Source organism: Parabacteroides sp. AD58 (assembly GCF_023744375.2).
Lineage (GTDB): Bacteria > Bacteroidota > Bacteroidia > Bacteroidales > Tannerellaceae > Parabacteroides > Parabacteroides absconsus.
Genome location: NZ_CP146284.1, coordinates 328,061 through 345,288, shown reverse-complemented (window position 1 = coordinate 345,288; position 17,228 = coordinate 328,061). Strand labels below are relative to the sequence as shown.

The following is a 17,228-nucleotide window of genomic DNA, read 5'->3' as shown; positions in this document are numbered from 1 at the left end:
ACCATGCGAAATGTATTGACAAATTATTTCATACTGAATTAAGACGCTCTTTCTGCTTGCCAATACTTGAATATAGGGAAGATTGTTCAGCAGGACAAAAACCATCTTGATGTTTGTCTGATATTTGTTTAATGTTTATTTAATGGTTGATTAACAAGGAAATAAAATCATCAGAAAAGTGATATTTCCGCAGAATAAATGAGTAAGCTTTCTGCCTAATCAGCAAGTAATAAAGTATTTTTGTAAGTAAAGAAAAAATGGAATAGTAAACTTTTAATCTTGAAGATAATGAAAGGAAATAACTTGACAATCGCTATCGGCAATCAGAAAGGTGGAGTCGGGAAGACCACCTCGACAGCCTGTATAGGTGCAGCGCTCGCCCTGCAAGGAAGACGTGTGTTGCTCATTGACCTGGATGCACAGCAGAACCTCACGTTCACGCTGACGCAGAACGAAGACCCGGAAACGAGCATCTATGACACCCTGGTCAAAGACCAACCGCTGCCCATCGTTTCCGTCCGAGAAAATCTTGACCTCGTTCCGGCTTCATTGGATTTGGCAAGAGCCGAAATAGACATGGCTACCATGATGGCAAGGGAGGGCATCCTCAAATCCTACCTCGATGAACAGAAGGAGAAGTATGACTACATCCTGATGGATTGTTCGCCCTCACTCGGTATCGTAACCACCAATGCGCTGGTGGCAGCGGACAAACTCTACATACCGCTTACTGCCGAAGCCTTGCCCTTGAAAGGCTTGACCATGCTGGATGATATAGTCCGGGAGGTGAAGCGCCGAGTGAACCCGACGCTGGAGTTGGGTGGAGTGTTCTTCACCCGGTTCAATAACCGGAAGCTGAACAAGGAAGTGATTTCCATGGTAGAAAAACGGTACGGAGAGAAGGTGTTTCAGACGAAAATCCGTGAGAATATCGCCATAGCCGAGATGCCGCTGTCCGGTCAGACCATCTTTGAATACGACCCGAAAAGCAATGGTGCAGCGGACTATCGCACACTGACCGATGAAATAATCAGTCGGGAGGAAAATTGGTAAACTATATTACTATATGACTATTCACAAAGGTTATTGGTAACATAGTAAGTAAATCAGCAAGTAAACAAGTAATAAAGTAAGCAATATGAGTAAGAAGAATTTATCCTTATTGATGGACGGCTTCATGGGTGAAGCCAATCAAGCAGAACTGGCAAAGGAACAGCCTAAGGAAAAAGCTGTTGAACAAGTCGCAGAACAAGCGGAACAGCCAGCAGCTCAAGATGATAAGCAGGAAATTCCGAAGGCAGCACCTGCAAAAGCATCTTCTAAGCAGGAAACAACCGAAACGGCTGCTCCCGAGCAACTGAAGTCCAAACTGGATGCCAAACGCAGGGAGAATGTGGGTCGCCCCAAGAAAGGAGAAACAGCCAAAAGTGTCAAGAAGCCCCAGGAAATCCGCGCCACCTTCATCGTGGATCCGGATTTGGTTCGCAAAGTGAAGTACATTTCCCTCGTGGAAGGCATCCTCTTGAAGGATGTTATCTCCGAAGCGCTGAACAACTATGTGGATGCCTGGGAGGAGAAGAACAAGAAAATCCGGTTGCCGAAGGCGAAGTGATAACATGCAAAAACGGAGCAAACTGTTACAGCCTGCTCCGTTTTGTTTGTTCGCTTTCTTGGTTTTCAAATCTACTGAATACTGACTATCACATATTACTCGCAATCAAATAATTGTTTGAAATGTTCCTTTATATCCGGAGATAGTCTTCCCTCTGGTTCGCTGGTAGGGATTTGCTGGAAGTCCAGGAACTCCAGGTCTTTGTTTTTGCAGCTCAATGGCCCCTGGATATTGGTCAGGATAAAAATCGTAGTGTCATCGTCAAACATTAAATCCACCGGTTCAACATCCAGAAATTTAGCGGCTTCATATTCTCCCCGTGCCATCACTTTCATGCGATACAACCTGGTCTTTCTTCCTGCGGGACAAAGGAAGATTACCTCGTCATTCTTTTGAGGAAGGTCTTTCAGCGATATGGGGAATCCACCCCATTGAAACTCTACAGATCCGAGATTTTCAAGTTCATTCGAAATGCCCTTAAAGTCATCTTTGTTTACTTTCACAGCAAAGGTGTTGCAGGATAGGGCTTCCATATCTTCCAGTTCTTCGTCACTTTGGACATAGATAGTCATGCGTAGACGCTCTTTCATGGTGCCATTCATTTTCTTTGTAGTCAGTTCAGCAATGAAAGTATTGTGCAAGCCTTGGTCCATCAATTGAGCAATCAGTTCGTTATCGCTTTGGGGAACGTAGCCGATGATGTATTCGAAATCGAAATTCTCAGGGTCACCTTCATAGTCTCCGGCAAAGGCTATGGCAACTGCATTGAAATCATGCTTGTTGTTGTAATCACGAATCAGTACCAATTGTTCTCCTTCATCTACATCTTCCCACCATTCTTCCGGATTATATCTGTTCCATCTGCTGATGGCACATTCCTTGAAGAAAAACCGTTTTCTTCTTTTAAAGGGAGTGTCTTTCAGAACTGTTTTTCCCGGATTTTCCAGTTGTTTCCAGATATTTTCATACCAGTCAATATGGTCAATGCCTTGTCTTTTCAATTGCTCCTGCAAGGTATTCCAGTCATTATCCGCTTTGACTGTTACTTCCGAACAATTGTCATCACAGGTACAATCAGTTGGCTGGTAGCTTAACTTGTATTGCTTGGCAATCTCTTTTATGATTGCTTTTATCACATTGCTTTTATCTATCTTGTTCATGGTGAATGGTTGTATTGAATTTATCGAATCAGCTCGTTGAGCTTGTCCTCTCTGACAATTTTAGGCTGCGCCTTACCTGCCAGAATCAGTACTTTCTTGCCGTTGCGGTAGATATGGAGTTGTCGACTGCGTACCACTGCAGTGATTTCTTTATCCTCCTGTATGGCTTTCCATATCGGATAGTATTCACCTCCCTGTAGAAACAGCTTCTTTTGAAGGTGGGAACACATATTGGTAGTATCAATGGTCATCATGGTTGTCATTCATTTTCGTTTTAATGGTAGGTTGTTCCTTTCCGTAGCTTTCGCTGGGTTCGGCGGCTGCTTCCATAACAGGTTCATTCATCGGATAAATCTTGCCCAACTTCTTCTCCGTGGGTTTTGCCAATTCTGGATTCAGACGCTCCTTCAGTTTCGTGTTCCGTTTCAGCACCGACATGTTGCGGATGGCAAAAGAGAGCGCCTTTTTGGTACCGATGAGCACGCAAATCTTCTTGGCACGGGTGATGCCCGTATAAATCAGGTTACGCTGAAGCATAACATAGTGTGTCATAAGAACAGGCATCACCACGATGGGATATTCCGATCCTTGCGACTTGTGAATGGTCGTAGCGTAGGCCAGTGTCAACTCATCCAGTTCTGAGGCTTCGTATTCTACCAGACGCTCCTCAAAGTTCACCAGCAGCGTACGTTCCTCCATATCCACCGATTCCACATAGCCGAGGTCCCCGTTGAACACATCCTTGTCGTAGTTGTTGCGCAGCTGCATCACCCGGTCGCCCTGACGGAAGGAATAGCCGCCCCGGTTCAAGGCAATCTGGGAAGGATTCAGTGCATTTTGCAGAGCCATGTTCAGATTGGCAGCACCCACCACACCCCGTTGCATGGGAGTCAGTACCTGAATGTTGCTCACCCTTTGGCTGTAGGCTTTCGGCAGTCTACTCTTCACTAGATTGACGATGTCCTCCGCCACTTTTTCCGGCTCCTCCTGCTGGATGAAGAAGAAGTCCGTCTGCTTGCCGTTGCTCGTATCAGGGAAACGTCCCTGGTTGATAGCATGGGCACTCATTACGATGCGGCTGGTTTGTGCCTGACGGAAAATGCGGGTCAGCCGGATGACCGGAATCTTTTCACTCTCAATGATGTCGCGCAACACGTTGCCGGCACCTACACTCGGCAACTGGTCGATGTCGCCCACGAAGACCACGCGCATGGAAGAGGGGATGGCCTTCATCAGGTTGTTCATCAGGATGATGTCAATCATCGAACACTCGTCCACAATCAGTGCGTCCCCTTCCAGGGGATTCTCATCGTTCCGCTTGTAGCCGTCTTTCGGATTGAACTCCAGCAGCCGGTGAATGGTCTTGGCCTCCATGCCGGTGGCTTCGCTCATACGTTTGGCTGCCCGCCCCGTAGGAGCCGCCAGCAGAATGCGGAGTCCCATATGCTTCAAAGCCGCAATGATACCCTGCGTAGTGGTCGTCTTACCGGTACCCGGTCCACCCGTCAATACCATCACCTTTGAACGGATGGCTTCCTCGATGGCTTGCAACTGCACCTCGTCATATTCAATGCCTGTTTCCTTCGATAAAGCCTGCACATCCATCTTCTTGGCAAAGAGATCCTGTCCTGATTCACGGAGCAAAGCCTGCAGCCTGTTGGTCGTACCTACTTCGGCAAAATAGAAAGGCGGCAGATAGATGGCTTCGTCTTCCAACTTCAAGTCATCCGTCTGCACCATATTACTCAAAGCCTCACGGATAGGCGCTTCGTCCGCTTCCAGCAATTCCAACGCTGCTTTGACCAACTGTTCCTCTTCAGCATAGACATGCCCTTCGTTGGCCAGCTGATTCAAGGTATAGATGATGCCACTCTTACAGCGGCGCAGGTCGTTCTTTTCGTAGCCCATCTTCGCTGCAATGCTGTCGGCCGTCTTGAAGCCGATGCCCCAGATGTCGTCTGCTAGTCGGTAAGGGTTCTCCTTTACCTTGTCGATGCTTTCCTTGCCGTACTGGCGGTAAATCTTGGCCGCATAGGCCGTACTGACACCATACCCCTGCAGGAAAAGCATCACATTCTTGATGTCCTTCTGCTTCTCCCAACTCTCGCGAATCTTCTCCACGCGTTTTTTTCCGATGCCCGGCACCTCGTAAAGCCGTTCGATGTCTGTCTCGATCACATCGATGGTTTCCAGACCAAACTGACGGACGATGAGTTGGGCAAATTTCGGACCGATGCCTTTTACCAGTCCGCTTCCCAGATATTTCTCGATGCCATAGACTGTGGCCGGCATTACTTCCTCCCACGATTGGCATACGAACTGGCTGCCGTAGCGTTTGTCCACCTTCCAGTCGCCCTCACACAACAGCACACTTCCGGCAGGCACCTCCAGCAGGTTGCCCACCAGTGTCACCAGGTCGTCATAGCCTTTGACCTTGACCCTCATTACCGAATACCCGTTCTCGGGATTCTGGTAGGTTATTCGTTCTACTACGCAGCGAAGTCTGAGCATAATATTTCGTTAAAACAGATTTGAACTTAGCAGACTAGCAAGGAATATGGTGCTTGTTGCAATATTCGATAACCTCCTCTTGAGTGTCGAATCCTTTGTCACAGAACTTTTGTAGTCCTCCCTTTACATCTTCAATGAACTCTTTTTGTGCATTGAGGACACTAGTTGCTTTATTAATAAAACTTTTATAGTCTGCATTTATTCGGCAGAGTTTATCTATGGTATAATAGTCCAACTCATTTCTACGAGCTGGGAAGAGTTCTTTAGTTGCATCTGTATAAGGAGATAATAGGATGATTCCTATACCAAAGGCTCGGTTGAGACGGGCTATCTCTTCCATCAGATCTTCATTGATTTCAAATGCAATCAAGTACCCATAATTGGCCCAACTGCTGTTGGAGAGGGCTTGAAAGAAATACTCCTTCAGTTGGTGGTCGTTTTCAATCGTACGCTTTAGTTCATACGAATGCAAAGCGATGTACTCTTTGGTCTCTGTAGCTTTCAGCAAGGAACGGGTTGCAGTCTCTTGAAACTCGTGAAATTCTACGCCCACCATATCAGGATGCACCCACTTTTGAGCTTGGTCTGCACTTTTGAAGCTATTCTCATGGAAAATGGTCTTGGAATAGATACTTTTGCTGAGAAGATAGTTAGTAAGGAGTCGGTGCAGACTGCGTTCTTTGTACATTTCTACTTTTGCTTGAACAACCGGTGCAATAAATGGCTTTTCGTTACTTATCAACTGTTCCAACTCTTCAGTATATTTAGTGATGTTACAGCAAGTACCGATTGAGCCTGTGGAGTTTTGCAGACTTTTAGACATGCTTTGTCTGGGAATGGTAATATTTAGCCATTGCACTTGTCTACGATGTGGAAGAGCTTGATTGGGAACATAGTGGTAGTTCCCGGTAATCTCTGCCACACAATAACCACCTTCTCCATTGGGAGCAAGAACTATGTCACCTATCTTTAGTCCATAGCATACAGTCCAAAGAAATCCAATGGATGTTCTAGCTGTACCCATAGATTTCTCAGGATTGCATTCTAAATATTTGGCAATCATATGATGCCGCCAGCTATTTTCATCATTGTGAGGATAGGATGTTAAATCCTCCTCTTTTATAAAGTTGACCCCGATGTAGTTGTGTTCAAGGCAGTCTTGAATGTACTTTCCACCTTCACCTAACATGATACGATTATATTGTCTCATTTTATGATAGTCAATCATTTAACGGTATATTTACTCTTCATTATCTGCCCAAAGTTCGCATTGACGCATTACAACTTCAATAGCATTTTGTGCTTCTTCTGGTGGATAATGGTACTTCTTTAGAAGACGTTTTATCATCGTTCGCATTTTAGCGCGAGCTGTTTCCTTTTGTCTCCAATCCAAAGTACGGTTTTTCCTGAGTGCATCTGTGATCTCTCTTGCCATGGCGACCAGTTGATTGTTTTCGTAGAAATCCTTGACGGCCCGAGGTCGTGTCAACGCATCGTAGAATGCCTGCTCTTCATCAGATAAACCAAGAGCATTACCTTCTTCTGCGTGTTGCTTCATTAACTTAGCCATTTCCAGAAGTTCCTTTATCACTTCTTCATTGGAAATCATACCACGGAGATATTCAGCCAAGCGTTTATCTAACATTTCACTGAACAATTCAGCTTGTGTTAGATTCTTTTTTTGATGTTTTTTGATATGTTGAGCAAGTAACTTTTTCAACATTTCAATAGCTAGATTCTTCTCCTTCATATTGGCAACATCATTCAAGAATTGCTCATCAAAGAGAGAAAACTCTTCCCCTTTAGTATTGATAATTTCTACAACACCATCTGATTGAATCGCAACTTTAAGCAATTCTGAGATGCGTTCGTCTATTATCTTCCGTGTGATAGGAGCCTTACTGGTCAAGCGGATAAATAAAGTACGTACAGCTTCAAAGTATGCTTCTTCAAATTTTTCTTCCGGTGTCAGAATACTGCGACAAATTGTTGCTGCTTGCATCATACGTTTGCTATATTCTGAGAATACCTCACTTACGGGAGTCAGTACAGGATCACAGTGCACATGTATGATGTTACCATTCTCATCATACATGGTTCGTTCGCTTGGGCAGCCGGGCACCATCCGATCGGGAATCAGCAATGTATCCAGTCCTTCTCGAATGAGTCTGCTTCTTTGTAGATTGGTACATGTCGCAAATGTGGAGTAATCCACTAAATCACTTATACACAAACGGCACATGCTGATTGCTTCCAGAAATTGTTCATAAGCAGTTTGCTTGATGTCTTGATTCCCGAAGTTCTTTTTGTCGCGCCCTGTGTAATCGTGCATGGCTTTCTTTAATGCTCCAGCAATGCCGATATAATCCACCACAAGTCCTCCAGATTTTTCTGGGAAAACACGGTTTACTCTGGCAATGGCTTGCATCAGATTGTGCCCCTTCATGGGCTTGTACACATACATGGTAGCCAAGGAAGGCACATCAAATCCAGTCAACCACATATCCACTACGATTGCAATCTTCATCTTGGAGCTGTTGTCCTTAAAGTCGCGGGCAAGTTGCTCCTTGTGTGCTGCACTCCCAATAATATCAGCCCTTTCTACGGGATCTTGATTGCCGCTTGTCATGACAACCCCTATGATTTCTTTCCAGTCAGGACGTAGCTCGCATAATTTACGATAGATATCAATACCTGTGGCACGATCTATGGCTACTATCATGGCTTTTCCTGTGAGATGATTTTTTCTACATTCTTCATAATGTTGTACCAAGTCGCGACACAATGTATCTATGGTTTCCGGGGCTCTAAGCAGTGCATGCAAGCGAGCATTTTCTTGTTTGCTACGTTTTAAATCTTCATCGCTGGCTCCTTCTTCGGCTAATTTGTCATATTCTTGATCCAACAGTTTCATTGTTTCTGCATCCAGATCAAGTTTTATAAGTCGGCTTTCGTAGTACACTGGAACCGTTGCACCATCTTCTACAGCTTGCGTCATGTCATAGATGTCAATGTAATTGCCAAACACTTCACGAGTGTCGTGATCATCTGCTTCAATAGGTGTACCGGTGAAGCCTATAAAAGAAGCTCCCGGCAGAAGTTTACGAACGATGGCAGCAAAACCCAGTTTCAATTCTCCGGTTTCGGTATCTACCTTGGTTTGGGTGTTACTCTGACTACGGTGTGCTTCATCACTTAAAACTATAATATCTTTGCGTGTAGTAAGCGGAGTCTTTCTGTCCTTGAACTTTTGTAAGTTGGCAAAGATGATTCCACGGCTTTGGCGGGTTTCCAGTAATTCATACAGGTGTTCTCCATCTTTTGCCATCACAGGCTGTTGACGCAAATAATCACAGCAAGCGCTAAACGTGCCATAAAGTTGTTCGTTTAAGTCCAAGCGGTCCGTTAGCACCAGAATGGTTGAACTCAAAAGATTATGTAGCAATTGATGGGCATAAAAAACCATACTTAGGCTTTTTCCTGATCCTTGCGTATGCCAAAATACACCAATTTTACCATCTTGACGTTTGATGGCTTCTTTGGTGCATTCCATTGCTTTCTTTACAGCAAAATATTGGTGATAACCGGCAAGGATTCGTGCTTTCTTGTCGGTACCCATTGCCATCGTGAAGTGGGTGATAATATCCACTAACCGTTCTTTCTTAAACATGCCGTTGAAGAGCGTTTCAAAATCAGCAACGGATGTGCTTTCGTAGCTGCCATCAGTGGTTTTCCACTCCATGAAACGGTCAAGAGGAGCAGTGATACTTCCCACTCTGGTATCAGCCATGTCACTAATGACGCATAGTTGACAAGCCGTAAATAGTTGAGGAACACGGCGCATGTAGTTTTGTAGCTGTAGCCAAGCTTCTTCACTGTTCGTTACTTCTCTGGTTGGCGATTTGAGCTCTACAACTGCAATAGGCAGACCATTGATGAACACAACAATGTCTGCGCGCTTGGTGTTAGTTCCGTTTACAATTGTCCACTGATTCACTACGGTAAAGACATTATTGTCTATATTTTCTTGATCTATCAGCTTCAAGTGGTCACAGCGTATTTGACCATCACTGGCGCGATAGCTTACATCTAAACCTTGTTGTAACCATTCTGTCATTTTTATATTAGCTGACAGAAGCGGCTCATTTTGAATAGTATGCAATTGACGCATGGCTTCTTCTATCGCCAGTTGTTTCGTGGCTCCGTTAATAACAAGCAGCTGCTTTCTAGTAATGCAGGATATTGATACATCCTCTAGGTCACGAGCTGTTTCTTGTTCTAGCTCTGGTCCATAACGGTAGTCGTAGCCCATTTCCTTGAACAAATCAAGAATGGTTTGTTCATACGAATCTTCAGTATAATGATATGTGTTCATAATCAAAGTATTATATATAGTTATATGTTGTCGGTTTCACGATTTCCTACGCTGCCGTAGATTTTAAATTATCATTTATACGGCGGTTGAGGGCGATTTTATTATCAAGAGAAGCTAGGATGGCTACCATCTTCTTTTGAACGCTCAGTGACGGTAATAGTATTTCCGTATCTTCGAGAATTTTTGTAGAAATATTAGCCTGACTTGCGCTTCCTGTTGCTTTAGATGCTAATGAATAAAGATTTTCGTATTGTCTGAAATAATAGTAAACATATTGTGGGACAACATTATTACATTGAATTATCTTACATGTTCGTTGATTTAGATAAGCTGGTATATCATGTGTATATAGAGATACACGACCAACCCAGCTATTTGCATTTTGTTTACTTACTGGATCTCCTGTTAATGCGAATATAACATCCCCCTTGTTGACCAATATTTTAGACAAAATCTCGTTTGGTTCGTCGGAAATGGATACAGTGTCTTCGAAAAACTTAACTAAGCCATTCTTTAATTCTTTTATCCTAATGATTTTGTATTTACCATCGTAGAGGAATTTAGAGGATTTAAATGCATAACCATTTTGGAAATCCACTAAATCGCCTAATCTATATATTTTCCACTCTTCCATAAATGAGAATTTAGCTGTTTAAATTATTCGTTTTCACTTCCCAAAAACCGTTTCTTTTGCCATTTTTGCGTTCTATTATGCCTTTTTCGGTCAAATTTACGGTAATGGTCTTAACTGTTCGCTCAGATTTGCCTATATGCGCAGCGATTTCTTTTTGCGTGGCTTTAGGCTGTTCTCTCAAGAAGTTCAGCACGGCCATTTCTTCTAAAGTGCAATTCAAAGTGCAAATATTGCACTTTGGGGAGATTTCCTTTGTTGTATTTGCACTTTGAACGCCTTGCACAGAAGATTCTTGCACAAGCATTACTCGGTTCTTTAGTTCGTTATGTTCGGAAAGAATAAGGTTCCTAAAGAACGCTTCAATATATTCAGTGGTAGCGTAAATGCCTTTGCTCAAATTGTTATAGTTGGCGCGGACCAAAGCGTTGCGGAAATACCATGAATGATTGGCAAACGCCTCGTTACTGATGTCGAATCCAAACGTACGCAGGTATTTGATAGCAAACACTGCCGTAGTACGAGTATTTCCCTCACCGAAAGCATGAATCTGCCATATGCCGGAAATAAACTTTGCGATGTGAATGATAGCATCGTTGATATTCAAATCCTTATAGCTAAAATTTTTCTCCTGCATGAAATCGAAATCTAACGTTTCACGTATGCTGTCAGCACTGGCATAAAGGACGGTTTCTCCTTTCAATACCCATTCTTTTTTGGTGATATTGTAATCTCTGACCTTTCCTGCAAATTTATAGATACCTTGGAAAAGGCGACGATGAATGGTGATATACTCAACGGGCGAAAATGTGAAGGTCTTTTCAGATAAAATTTCAGCAATACGGGCTGAAACTTTATCTGCTTCTTCCGTTCTGTCTTCGATGTTTGCTCTGACTGTTTTGGATTGATAGTAGCTATCAATAAGCTGTTTGGCTTCTTCGATAGTTATATCACCCTCAATGTGCTGACGCGCTGTTTGAATCAAGTACTCAGACGGTTTCAGATCATCTACTGCCTGCAATCCGATAGCGGTCTGCCAAGCATAGCCTTTTTCTTTTTTCTGAGGCTCACCTTGTCTTATATATTCTTCAAAGTCATTCATTATCAATGAGAATTTAGCAGTTTAAATCGTTAATTTTTAATTCACCGGACATTAGCTTTGGGAGTATTGTATCACGCAATTGTTCTAACATATCGTTTTCCTTTAAATTTTCACTCATTCGTTTATAATAACCGCCCAAAATCTCGTTCATCTTTTTAGCCTCTGTATCTGTAGGTATCATTACTTTATACTCAGGAAGAGCTTTTTTGTTAAGATGCAGAACGGTTGTACCATTTACGTAGCCCTGACAGTGCCCTTTAAACAGTTTATTTTTAAGCATAGCTGCTATTAAAAAGCGATAAGGAAAACTCGAACTTGGCAACACTTTTACCAAATCCATTGAGAAGATTATTTTATTATACTCTCCTAGAGAAAGCACAAGTTCAGCATTTCCTATAACTTCAGCATTTTGCGTCAAATCAGTATGCGCTACTAGAATTTCAAACAATTCTGCATATTGTGCGTTTTTTACTTTATCTGACGGATTTATAGCCTTAAAACCATCAGTCTTAAATCCTCCAGAACGATTGTAATTCTTTATCGTAGCCATACCTGTATTGGAACTATCGACCAGTTCATCACCCTTGTATGAATATCCTCCTACAAATGAAGCTATATCAGATAAACTTCCCTTTGTCCATTGAGGATTAGGTTTTTCCACGAACCAAGACTTGAACAACGCCTGTGCCTGCTGTTCTAAATTATCATTTATGCGCTTATTAAAGAGCACTTGCTTATGGGTATAATATCTATTTATAACTCTCATCAGCCAATGTATTTACGGTGAGACAATTTTACGTTATTCTGGTTGACCATTGCATAGTGCATGGTGGTGTCAATCTTAACGTGACCAAGCAATTGCTGAACTTGTTCAACAGGCATACCCTTGTCGATGGCCATGGTTGCCAATGTCCTTCGGAACTTATGAGGATGTACACGAGAAATTTTACAATTTCTTCCTATTTTACGTAATCTACTTTCAATGCCTGATATTCCAAGTCTTGCATGTGGCTTAGCAAGTGAAACAAAAAGTGCCTTGTTGCGATCTCGCCTTGAAGACAAGTATTGTTGTAAATGGATTTTTGTACGAGCATTGAAATAGACCATACGCTCTTTATTGCCTTTTCCAAAAACAATACACTCGCGTTCATTGAAGTTGACATCCTCCCGATTGAGTTTAACTAATTCGCCCACACGCATACCAGTAGAGGAGAGCAAATCTATGATTGCAAGATCTCGAATATTTTTACAGTTATCACGCAAGGTTTCAAGATTTTCGTCAGTGAGAACTTCTTTAACTTGTGTGCCCGTTTTAACTTTATGGATTCGTCTTACCGGACTCTTTATGATATAGTCTTCCTCTTCAAGCCACGCAAAAAAGGAAGAGAATATCCGACGAATATTGTCAATAGTTACTTTGCTTGATTTATGTTTTCGCTGGTAAACGGCCAAATAGGCGCGTATATCATCTGTTGTGAAATTTACCACTTTCTTTGGCATCTTCTTGAAAAGCTGTTTGATAGTTACTTCATAATATTTGGCTGTTTTAATAGAGCAACCTTCAACTTGTTTAGCAGCCAGAAACATCTCCAACAGGCGCAAGTTGGATGCCGAAGAGTCTTGTTGAGTCTCTTCATCGCCCGTGATGGTGTATTTGCTCACAGCTTGGAGCAATACACCATTAAGAGTTGCCAACTGTTCTATATCTAAGAATTCCGCCATTGAGTTAGTAATTTCTTGAATGAATCTTTCTTTCATGTTTCTTCGATGTTAATGATTTCTTAATTAAAACCGAAGAATTAAGCAAGCAATCAAATTTTGTAACCTATACGCCCAAGTTGCTTGCGTATTTCGTCTTCAAGCTTATGGGATTGCTCAAATAGGTCAGACAATTCCGAAGTCAGGCGAGCCATCTTCTCTTCGAAGGGTTCTCCGTCGTCCTCTGTTTCGGCTATGCCTACATATCGTCCAGGAGTCAAAACGAAGTCTTGTGCAGCCATTTCTTCAATAGTTGCAACAGCTGAGAATCCCGCTTCTGGAACTAGATTACCTTCTCGATACTGCTCAAACGCTTCGGCTATGCGTGCTATGTCATTTGTAGTTCTTTCTGCTTCTTGACATTTTTCGTTTTCTTCTGGATTGGGCGTGCCGGATGACAATCTCCGATGGGTGCGATCAAACATGTACCCCAAGTTACGTGCGTCAATGAAGAGTGTCTTACCTGCTTGAGTTTTCTTTTTATTAAAGAACCAGAGACAACATGGGATTTGCACGTTATAAAATAACTGGCTAGGCATCGCAACAATACCTTCTACCAAATCTGCTTCAATAAGTTTACGGCGTATATCTCCTTCTCCTCCGCTTTGACTGCTAAGTGAGCCATTGGCAAGTACAAGACCGATACGTCCGTTGTCATTCAGGTGGTAAATCATATGCTGAATCCAGGCATAATTGGCATTTCCTTCAGGGGGAATACCATATACCCAACGTGGATCATCTTTTAATTTGTCTCCGCCCCAATCAGAAATGTTGAATGGAGGATTAGCCATTACGAAGTCAAACTTACGAAATGGGTGCTGGTCATTATGAAATGAATCTGCCCAGGTCTCACCAAAGTTAGCCTCAATTCCACGAATGGCTAAGTTCATTTTGGCTAATCTCCATGTGTTGCTGTTCATTTCTTGACCGAAGACAGAAATGTTATTCATATTTCCACTATGGCGTTCTATGAATTTAGCGCTCTGCACAAACATACCACCGCTACCACAAGCCGGGTCAAAAATCTTACCCTCATACGGCTGCAGAACTTCTACTAATGTACGGACTACGCACTCCGGAGTATAGAACTCTCCACCTTTTTTCCCTTCTTCACGCGCAAATTCTCCAAGGAAATATTCGTAAACTCTACCCAAAACATCTCTTGCTTGACTTACATCAAAAACGGTATTGTCGAAAATGTCAACAACTTCTCCTAATCTCCTTTTGTCAAGTTCCGGACGAGCATAATTTTTGGGTAATATACCTTTAAGATGGGCATTGTCCTTTTCAATAGCTTCCATAGCTTTATCTATGACTATGCCGATTTCTGCAGTTAAGGCAGAATCAGCAATCAGCTTCCATCGGCTTTCTTTTGGGACGAAAAAGATATTGTCACCGATGTATTCGTCTGCATCCTCTGGGTCTCCGTAAGGATCAGACGTGAGTTCTTCATATTTAGCCTTAAAGCTGTCATTTATATATTTTAGGAACACAAGTCCCAATACCACACTCTTATATTCTGCAGCATCAAGATTGCCACGAAGTTTTTCTGCTGCACCCCACAACTTCTGTTCGAGGGTTTGTTCTTTTACTGATTTCGCTTTCTTTGCCATAATATTATTCTTGATTATCAACAATTAAATCTTTGATACTAACCGAAAGGATGTCGGCTATTTGCTTTAAGGTCTCAAGTGAGGGTTGATTGCGGTTCGTGCAATAACCATTTACGGTACAAAAGCTTTTGCCCAACTTTTCAGCAAGCCAAGTCTGAGATTTATCCTTTTCTACCAGTACAGATTTAATACGATTGATCTTCATATTCTTATGATTATAAACATATTTATGTCATTCCTACAAAAGTACGAAATTCCTTATTTACCACCATGAAAAATACTCACTATTTATAAAGTATTTCTAAATACTAGACTATTAATGCTGAAAAAGGCTTCAATGAATATCATAATGAAGGCTCTACTGAACGCAGGCTGACGCTTGCAGAAGTAGAGCCATCGAATGGTTTATATGGTTAGCTCACAGATGTTGGCCGCCACTTCCGACTTATCGTATTGTATGCGATGCCGGAAGTGACGACCTTTTGGGAAGAATATGCCATCCGGTTGCTCTGTATTTTCAATACCAAGCAAAGCCCGGCTGATAGGATTTTGCTACAAGTAGAAGTTCCATTCCATTGCCACAGAGAGAAGCAGCAGGGTTTCACTTCGCTCCACTCAGCTGTTTCTCACAGTGTCAATGAGGTTGGAAAACATATCTACAAATGATGACTTGCTCGATGGCTCTACCGAACGCAGGCTAACGCTTGCGGAAGTAGAGCCATCGAATGGTTTTGGAGGTTGGCTCACAGATGTTGGTCACCACTTCCGACTTATCGTATTGCATGCGATGCCGGAAGTGACGACCTTTTGGGGAGGATGTGCCATCCGGTTTGCTCCGTGTCGATGACACCAAGCAAAACTCGGCTGATAGACTTTTGCAACAAGTGGAAGATTCCATTCCATTGCCACAGAGAGAAGCAGCAGGGTTCCACTACGCTCCACTCAGCAGTTTCTCACAGTGTCAATGAGGTCAGGTAGCTGGTCTTCAAATGAAAACATGCTCGATGGCTCTACCGAACGCAGGCTGACGCTTGCGGAAGTAGAGCCATCGAATGGTTTTGGGGGCTGGCTCACAGATGTTGGCCGCCACTTCCGACTTATCGTATTTCATGCGATGCCGGAAGTGACGACCTTTTGGGGAGGATGTGCCATCCGGTTTGCTCCGTGTCGATGACACCAAGCAAAGCCCGGCTGATTGGCTTTTGCTACGAGTGGAGGACTCCAGTCCGTTGTCATAGAGAGAACCTGCAAGGCTCCACTTCGCTTCACTTTGTAGGTTCTCACAACGGCAACGGTTTTTGGGAGGACGTTACTTCGTAAGGGTTTGGACGTTAGGTCGCTCAGGCTTGTTCGTACTAACGTACACCCATTATACATTAGTACATGAAGGCTTGAACGAAGTAACGTGTTCGGTGGCTTATACTAAGGTACTTTTCCCTTGGAGTCCAGGTTGAATGAAATGCCTGGTAAATCCTTGGAGCTTCCCGGTCTTTTTACGTTTTGTCGTGCAAAGATACTGCGGACGGGAGAAACATCAAGTGCCGCTGAAGCTTTTGGACGGAGAACTTTCCGGCAGCCTTCCACAATTTGTACCAAATTGGGTATTCCGTAAAGTTCTCTGTCCTCACACTTGCCTTATTCTCCCCGGTGTCCGCAGTGAGGGGATGCACGTAAAACGGTTTTCCCGACCGAGAAGCTCTAAAGGGCTTCACAAGAGGGAAAAGAATCGGAAACGTAAACATCAAAAATATTTGTTATGGACTATTTAGAATTATCCGGAGCAACCATCTCCGAACGTGACAAGGCTTTTGCCCAAGAGTTCGCCAACTTTGTGAATGGCAGTATGTCTTCACCTGACCAGACTGGCAGGGAACTGACCAAGGCTCACCGCTACCTGCAACAACAGATGTTCAAGGTTTTCCTCGGCTTCATGAAGCAGCTGGCACTCAACTATCAGCAGGGAAGATACGATGACCGCAATGAGTGGGCATCACGGCTTTCAGCAGAAGCCTACCAACGGCTCATCGAGTGTGACTTGATTTTTGACCCCGAATTTCCAACCTCTAAATAATACAGCTATGTGCAGACTTATGACAACACAGTTGGAGGAAGCCTTGAAAGGCTATCCTCTCTATTCCCAGGACGGCAAGGGAAAGGATGCTATTTGCCGTGCCATCTTCGCGCTCGGTGGTGTGCGATGGTTCATTCTTGAAGGTGAAAAGGAAGGAAATGACACCATCCTCTTCGGTATCGTCATCGGACTGATGGAGGACGAGTACGGCTACATTTCCTTGAACGAGCTGTCGGACATCGAATTGGATTTGACCAGACAAGGTTTCGGCAAGCTGCAAGTAAGGCAGCAGGAGAACTTCCAGCCGGTACCGCTGAAGAAGTTGCGTGACAGCCGTTTGCAGGAGTTCCTTGCAAGAATGGGTGAATGAGTGTTAGAACGGAGTGATAACAAAA

The 17,228-nt window shown here is 43.3% G+C and carries 17 protein-coding genes; 5 read left to right on the top strand and 12 right to left on the bottom strand.

The annotated features are described in order from the left end of the window. The first annotated feature begins 288 nt into the window (after positions 1-288). Positions 289-1,053, top strand: coding sequence for a ParA family protein (locus NEE14_RS01410; RefSeq protein WP_005938361.1), 765 nt, complete (start codon positions 289-291; stop codon positions 1,051-1,053). A gap of 85 nt (positions 1,054-1,138) precedes the next feature. Next, positions 1,139-1,612: a hypothetical protein gene (locus tag NEE14_RS01405; protein ID WP_005938359.1), complete on the top strand. Its 474-nt coding sequence runs from the start codon at positions 1,139-1,141 to the stop codon at positions 1,610-1,612. Between the two features lie 95 nt (positions 1,613-1,707). Here the strand turns inward: NEE14_RS01405 and NEE14_RS01400 are convergent, their stop codons facing one another. The 11 genes from NEE14_RS01400 to NEE14_RS01350 are packed head-to-tail and all read right to left on the bottom strand — an operon-like array spanning position 1,708 to position 14,967. Continuing rightward, entirely contained in the window at positions 1,708-2,772 is a 1,065-nt protein-coding gene (locus NEE14_RS01400) for an HIRAN domain-containing protein (protein WP_005938356.1), read from the bottom strand. A gap of 20 nt (positions 2,773-2,792) precedes the next feature. Continuing rightward, a complete protein-coding gene (locus tag NEE14_RS01395) occupies positions 2,793-3,023 on the bottom strand; it encodes a hypothetical protein (protein ID WP_026231524.1) in 231 nt (76 codons plus the stop codon). Next, positions 3,013-5,283, bottom strand: a complete 2,271-nt coding sequence (locus NEE14_RS01390) for an ATP-dependent RecD-like DNA helicase (protein WP_005938351.1) — start codon at positions 5,281-5,283, stop codon at positions 3,013-3,015. Before NEE14_RS01390 ends, NEE14_RS01395 begins: the two co-directional genes overlap by 11 nt. Before the next feature lie 34 nt (positions 5,284-5,317). Beyond that, positions 5,318-6,511: a hypothetical protein gene (locus NEE14_RS01385; RefSeq protein WP_005938349.1), complete on the bottom strand. Its 1,194-nt coding sequence runs from the start codon at positions 6,509-6,511 to the stop codon at positions 5,318-5,320. Between the two features lie 12 nt (positions 6,512-6,523). Next, on the bottom strand, positions 6,524-9,658 hold the full coding sequence (locus NEE14_RS01380) for a type I restriction endonuclease subunit R (protein WP_251967695.1): 3,135 nt from the start codon (positions 9,656-9,658) through the stop codon (positions 6,524-6,526). Positions 9,659-9,704: 46 nt separating this feature from the next. After that, positions 9,705-10,292, bottom strand: a complete 588-nt coding sequence (locus NEE14_RS01375) for a restriction endonuclease subunit S (RefSeq protein ID WP_106480334.1) — start codon at positions 10,290-10,292, stop codon at positions 9,705-9,707. A gap of 10 nt (positions 10,293-10,302) precedes the next feature. Beyond that, on the bottom strand, positions 10,303-11,391 hold the full coding sequence (locus NEE14_RS01370) for a Fic family protein (RefSeq protein ID WP_005938338.1): 1,089 nt from the start codon (positions 11,389-11,391) through the stop codon (positions 10,303-10,305). Between the two features lie 13 nt (positions 11,392-11,404). Further along, positions 11,405-12,157: a restriction endonuclease subunit S gene (locus tag NEE14_RS01365; RefSeq protein ID WP_005938336.1), complete on the bottom strand. Its 753-nt coding sequence runs from the start codon at positions 12,155-12,157 to the stop codon at positions 11,405-11,407. After that, the gene (gene xerA, locus NEE14_RS01360; protein ID WP_005938334.1) at positions 12,157-13,149 is read right to left on the bottom strand and encodes a site-specific tyrosine recombinase/integron integrase; all 993 of its coding nucleotides are present in this window, start codon (positions 13,147-13,149) and stop codon (positions 12,157-12,159) included. Before xerA ends, NEE14_RS01365 begins: the two co-directional genes overlap by 1 nt. 53 nt (positions 13,150-13,202) lie before the next feature. Then, entirely contained in the window at positions 13,203-14,762 is a 1,560-nt protein-coding gene (locus NEE14_RS01355) for a type I restriction-modification system subunit M (protein ID WP_005938332.1), read from the bottom strand. 4 nt (positions 14,763-14,766) lie between these two features. Next, on the bottom strand, positions 14,767-14,967 hold the full coding sequence (locus NEE14_RS01350; RefSeq protein ID WP_005938330.1) for a helix-turn-helix transcriptional regulator: 201 nt from the start codon (positions 14,965-14,967) through the stop codon (positions 14,767-14,769). A gap of 432 nt (positions 14,968-15,399) precedes the next feature. Here NEE14_RS01350 and NEE14_RS01345 point away from each other — a divergent pair, with 432 nt between their 5' ends. Further along, on the top strand, positions 15,400-15,609 hold the full coding sequence (locus NEE14_RS01345; RefSeq protein WP_147349075.1) for a hypothetical protein: 210 nt from the start codon (positions 15,400-15,402) through the stop codon (positions 15,607-15,609). 260 nt (positions 15,610-15,869) lie between these two features. On the opposite strand, the gene NEE14_RS01340 is transcribed toward NEE14_RS01345, so the two are convergent. After that, entirely contained in the window at positions 15,870-16,046 is a 177-nt protein-coding gene (locus tag NEE14_RS01340; RefSeq protein ID WP_153880861.1) for a hypothetical protein, read from the bottom strand. Positions 16,047-16,518: 472 nt separating this feature from the next. Here NEE14_RS01340 and NEE14_RS01335 point away from each other — a divergent pair, with 472 nt between their 5' ends. After that, positions 16,519-16,833, top strand: coding sequence for a hypothetical protein (locus NEE14_RS01335; RefSeq protein ID WP_005938326.1), 315 nt, complete (start codon positions 16,519-16,521; stop codon positions 16,831-16,833). Positions 16,834-16,840: 7 nt separating this feature from the next. Beyond that, positions 16,841-17,203: a hypothetical protein gene (locus tag NEE14_RS01330; RefSeq protein WP_005938324.1), complete on the top strand. Its 363-nt coding sequence runs from the start codon at positions 16,841-16,843 to the stop codon at positions 17,201-17,203. Positions 17,204-17,228: the final 25 nt, after the last annotated feature.